Raw genomic sequence first — 4,718 nt, 5'->3', positions numbered from 1 at the left:
ATATAAGTAAAAGGGTTTTTTGATGATGAAATTATAGCTTCTAAACCTAAATTTTTCAAATGTTTAAACAAAATTTCTGCAAAAAAGTGTTCACTCTCAAAATGCCCTATATCAATCATGGAGAGATTTATGCTCTTTGCCTCCATGGCATCGTGATATTTGATGTCTCCGGTTAAAAAGCAATCAGCCTTAATGGACTTAATCAAAGAGCATCCGGAACCTGTAGTAAGAGCCACCCTTTTTACCCTTTGAGAACTCTTGACACACTTTGCATAAGGCAGAGAAAAAGCAGCGGCAACTTTTATAGCAAAAACATCAAAATCTTCATCTATGTCCAAATACGCTACAAAACCATCTTTTTGAGCAATCTTATAGCCCAAAACCTCTGTTGCCACATATTCGTTTAGATGCGTTTGGTCAAAATTTGTGTGCATTGAGATATTTGAGATATTTTTTTGTATCATCTTGTAAATAAGGTTTGCTGGATAGCAGTTAAACTCAAGCTGCTTAAGCCCGCCAAACATAAGAGGATGATGCGTTATCAAGAGGGTGTTCTCCTCCATGGAGTCTATGAGAGCTTCATCGACATCTATGCTAAGAACTACCTTTTGAACCTCTTGGTTAAAATCTCCAAGCAACAAGCCTGAGTTATCCCAGCTCTCTTGAAGTTCAAAAGGTGAAAGTTCGTTCAAAAACTCATATATCTCAGAAATTTTCATCTTATCTCCTAGCCTAGTTTCTCAAGCTCTTCTTTTGCCTCTTTGAAATCTTCATTCATCTCAATCGCCTTTTTATACATCTCTTTGGCTTCCTCAAAATGTTTCATATCGACTAGAAGGTTTCCGTAATTGTAGTATGTAGTCGGATTGTTGTCATTAATGCTCAAAGAGGCGTTTAGGTGCAGTTTCGCCGATACAAACTCTCCGTTGGCTCTGTAAATAGATGCTATTGCGTTGTGGATATACTCATTGTTCTTATCGTCCTCAAGAGCCTCTTTGTAGAAGCCCAATGCTTCATCTCTGTCTCCAAGCTGCTCTAAAATATAGCCCATTTTAAACAGAATATCAGAATCTTGCCCTACTTTTGCATTCGCCTCTTTAAACAGAGCAATTGCCTTTGGCAGGTCGCCGTTCTCAAATGCCCCATCTGCTCTTATTACCAATGATTCCGGATCAAATGAGGATGGAACATGCCCATCATCTTTTGGTTTTGGATTTTGAAGAGTCTGAATATGCTCGTAAACTTTAAATGCAAAAAATGCCGAAGCACCTAGCATAATAATCTGAAATAGTGTCATTTTATACCTTTTAATATATTTTCATTCATCAGCTCAATAAACTGAAGCGGGTCAACCTGCTGGGCAGCGACCCTGATTCCAAAGTGAAGATGCGGACCAGTCACTCTGCCGCTGCTTCCGGAGAGGCCGATTGTTTCGCCTTTTTTTACCATCACTCCCTCTTTAACATCGAGCTTACTCATGTGAAAGTAGCATGAGTATATGCCGTGTCCATGGTCTATAACTACCGTACCGCCAGAGTAAAATCTATCTTTTGAGAGGACTACCTTTCCGTTGTTACATGCTATGAGAGGCTCACCTTCGCCAGCTCTAAAATCCGTTCCTCCATGATAGCTCTTCAATGAACCATTATAAACCCTTGCTTTTCCAAAGTCGCTTGTTATTTTACTATCCAATGGGATAATAAACTCCGAAGAGATGTAACTTTGCATGGTTGTTTTTTTATAGACCTCCATAGCTTCAACGTACTCTTTTGAAGCCCTTTGTTGATCTTTTTTGCTTAAAACTACTTTTGAGCCATCAACACTGAGCGTCTCTTTCTCATAGTCTGCACTCTCTACGCGAAAGAAGAGAGATTTGCTTTTTTGCTCACTCCCCTGCTTATAATAAATCTCTACTTTTTTATCCGATGGCTTTTCATAGTAGTCTACAGGAATAAGCGCGTAGAACATCTCATCATTAAGCGGATTTTTAAAGATTTTATATCTTTTACTACCCAGCGCTATATCTTCATAACTGATATTTTTCTCTTTTTTAAACTCCAAAAGAGCAGTTTTTCCGTTTGAGACAGTTGAGCTTGCTATCTTTATATCGAGTGCAAAAACAGTACCTACGAAGAGAGAAAAGAGAAAAAAGAACCTCATCAATAATCCTTCATGGAGCGCTCCATATCGCGCTTCATGTCCTTCTCTTTGAGGTCATTTCTTTTATCATGAAGCTGCTTCCCTTTTGCAATGGCAATTTGGATTTTTACAATGTTTCTATCGTTAAAATAGAGCTGCAAAGGAACTACCGTATACCCCTCTTTCTCAACCGCTTTTATCATCTTTGTTATCTGTTTTTTATGCAAAAGAAGTTTTCTGCTCCCTCTCTCTTCATGTGAGTAAAAATGGTGAGTCGTCTCAAGTCTGCCTATATGCGCGTTGAACAAAAATGCTTCATTGTTGACAAAACGGATAAAGCTATCTTTTAAATTTACACGTCCAGCTCTTATAGCCTTTATCTCGCTGCCTTTGAGAACTAAACCCGCTTCAAACTTCTCTTCTAAAAAGTAATCAAAATAGGCTTTTTTATTTTTTGCTATCGTCTCACCCATCGCCTATTGTTTCTCCCTTTTATTTTTTTTATTATATCTGCATTATTTTACAATCTGATTAATGATGACTAAACACTCATATTTTAAAAAAATTATTTCTTTTGAAATTTTGCCTGCTCTTTTTCTATGCTTTTCACGCTCTTTTTTGGGTTTGGTAAATCTTCTGGCATCTCTCCGCCTAGCTCTTCGATGGTTTGTCTTATTTTTTTACCCACTTCATGGTGTGTTTGGTTAGCGTTTGCTTTACCTTTGATATTGTCCCGTTTAAGTTTTTCCTCTGCTTGTGTAGCACGAAAGAGATTAGCTGCTAGTTCTGTACTTCCCATGTGGTCTAAAATCTTTTGAGACTTTTTGAGTTCTTTTTTTGCATGAATATCTTTGGCATCAAGCCCACCATATAAACCTTTGTATCCATGATTTTGAAATATTGCAAAATCAAGATTCGACTCTACGCCTGCATTAAAAGCGGCTTCTACTAATTGTTTATTGTGTTCTTTTAGTTCATTTCTTAAAAATAATCTTTTTTCATCTTCTTTTAACTGAGAAAATTTTTCATCATCTTGAAGTTCTGCTCTTCTTGTCTGAATGGCAAAATATGTCTGCCCGTTAGCTACAACTCTCTTGCTCGGGTCTGCATTTTGGACGATAAGATAACAGGCATATCTTGAGAGTGCAAAAGATGGATAACTGCTTTTTGCACCTTTTCCGTGTTCTATCTCCTCGTTGACTTCAACGATGTGATTAGTTACTTCTAAGCCGCTATTCGCACACGCTTCTTTTGCCTTGTTAATAACTTTTATGAAGTTTCTAAAATCACTATACTCCAGCACTTTTGCAAGTGCTCTTGCATACCAAAATTCTACTCTATTACTATCTACTTGTTTTATATCTTCAAATGTTTGATGACTTTGATGTGATACTGTAGTTTTCATTTAAGCTCCAATGAGTTTTTTTGATATTAGCATTTTTAAATTAGGATAGTCAAAAACATGACAAATTGAAATATATTTTATTTTTCAACTTTAATTGATTCTTACTAAATCAATTAAATAATATTTCCAATATCTCTTTGCCAGATTGTGTTATTTTACAGTTACCACCATCTACTGCAACTAATCCAATATCTGATAACTCTTTAAATCTTGATTCCACCAGTGTTTTAGATAATTTAAAATCTTGATTTGCATAATATTTTAAATTATTTATAGATATAACAGAGTCATGATTATAAAAAATTGCCAAAATTTTAATTTGGTCTATTGTTAAATTATTCACAAGCTGATTCTTACTATTTTTAGCTCTTTTGTATGCGGTATCGATTAATGGCACTTCTTCTGTAATTGATTTAAGCTGAGTGATTGTTTTCTTTAACTCATTTATTTCCTCATGTAATGCTTCAATCGTGTTGTCTTTATCAACTAGTATAGTATTTGTTTTATGTAATTCGCTATTAATCTTGTGAGTCTGCTTTTGAACTTCCTCATCAACTCTTTTGTCAAATTCTTTTTCTTTATCTGCATACTGAATTGTTAAAGCACTCTCTCTGATAGAATAATCTTGTTTAATTTTTTCTAATTCTTCAACAATTTTGTTATGCTCTAGCTCTAGTCTTATATTTTCTTTGATAATCTTATTTGCTTTTTCTTGCGGAAGTGGTGTTTTGTCTTGTATTTTTTGTTGTATCCAATTCATTAAGACTTTATACCACAGCGTTACAGCATAAAAAACTGCCGTAGCTATTGGAAAAAGAAATACATATGCCAAGGCAAAATATAAAGGATATTCATAGTTTACATCTCCCCACGACAACAGCTCAATTTTTTTTCGATAGAAAGTTTTGAGGAAGTAAAAATAAGTATTAGTTTACTGTTCCAATAGAGCCATGAAAAAACATAAGCACTTAAAAAAGGCGTGTATTTATAATCCCATAGTCTTGCTTTTACAGAATCTTTAAAATCGTTATCCATTTTTGACCTTTAAAATTTAATTTAGTGAAGCATACGTGAATAAATCAGTCTCATACAAAAATATATCAGATTGATATATTTTAAATTACATGTCTCCATATATTGAATCTCTCTAAGTATTTAGGAAATCACTCCCCCC

The 4,718-nt window shown here is 35.0% G+C and carries 6 protein-coding genes; all 6 read right to left on the bottom strand.

Annotated features, from left to right (window positions below; all coding sequences use genetic code 11):
• Positions 1 to 719 (bottom strand): Nif3-like dinuclear metal center hexameric protein (locus tag IBX42_RS11245; RefSeq protein ID WP_294932983.1); only part of this gene is annotated, 719 nt, incomplete at its 3' end.
• Positions 720 to 727: 8 nt separating this feature from the next.
• The gene (locus IBX42_RS11240; RefSeq protein WP_294932981.1) at positions 728 to 1,297 is read right to left on the bottom strand and encodes a tetratricopeptide repeat protein; all 570 of its coding nucleotides are present in this window, start codon (positions 1,295 to 1,297) and stop codon (positions 728 to 730) included.
• Complete coding sequence (locus IBX42_RS11235) at positions 1,294 to 2,160, bottom strand: M23 family metallopeptidase (RefSeq protein WP_294932979.1); 867 nt, start codon at positions 2,158 to 2,160, stop codon at positions 1,294 to 1,296. Before IBX42_RS11235 ends, IBX42_RS11240 begins: the two co-directional genes overlap by 4 nt.
• The gene (gene smpB / locus IBX42_RS11230; RefSeq protein ID WP_294932977.1) at positions 2,160 to 2,612 is read right to left on the bottom strand and encodes an SsrA-binding protein SmpB; all 453 of its coding nucleotides are present in this window, start codon (positions 2,610 to 2,612) and stop codon (positions 2,160 to 2,162) included. Before smpB ends, IBX42_RS11235 begins: the two co-directional genes overlap by 1 nt.
• Before the next feature lie 92 nt (positions 2,613 to 2,704).
• On the bottom strand, positions 2,705 to 3,544 hold the full coding sequence (gene dinD, locus IBX42_RS11225) for a DNA damage-inducible protein D (protein ID WP_294932975.1): 840 nt from the start codon (positions 3,542 to 3,544) through the stop codon (positions 2,705 to 2,707).
• A gap of 109 nt (positions 3,545 to 3,653) precedes the next feature.
• On the bottom strand, positions 3,654 to 4,421 hold the full coding sequence (locus IBX42_RS11220; protein ID WP_294932972.1) for a hypothetical protein: 768 nt from the start codon (positions 4,419 to 4,421) through the stop codon (positions 3,654 to 3,656).
• Positions 4,422 to 4,718 lie beyond the last annotated feature (297 nt).

The sequence above is a fragment of the Sulfurimonas sp. genome, assembly GCF_014859695.1.
Taxonomy (GTDB): domain Bacteria; phylum Campylobacterota; class Campylobacteria; order Campylobacterales; family Sulfurimonadaceae; genus Sulfurimonas.
This window is presented reverse-complemented; position numbering and strand designations above follow the sequence as displayed.

Bases quoted from the DNA above. Each gene is read 5' to 3' on its own strand.
- IBX42_RS11240 (WP_294932981.1), bottom strand. From the start codon at position 1,297: ATGACACTATTTCAGATTATTATGCTAGGTGCTTCGGCATTTTTTGCA.
- smpB (WP_294932977.1), bottom strand. From the start codon at position 2,612: ATGGGTGAGACGATAGCAAAAAATAAAAAAGCCTATTTTGATTACTTT.
- dinD (WP_294932975.1), bottom strand. From the start codon at position 3,544: ATGAAAACTACAGTATCACATCAAAGTCATCAAACATTTGAAGATATA.
- IBX42_RS11235 (WP_294932979.1), bottom strand. From the start codon at position 2,160: ATGAGGTTCTTTTTTCTCTTTTCTCTCTTCGTAGGTACTGTTTTTGCA.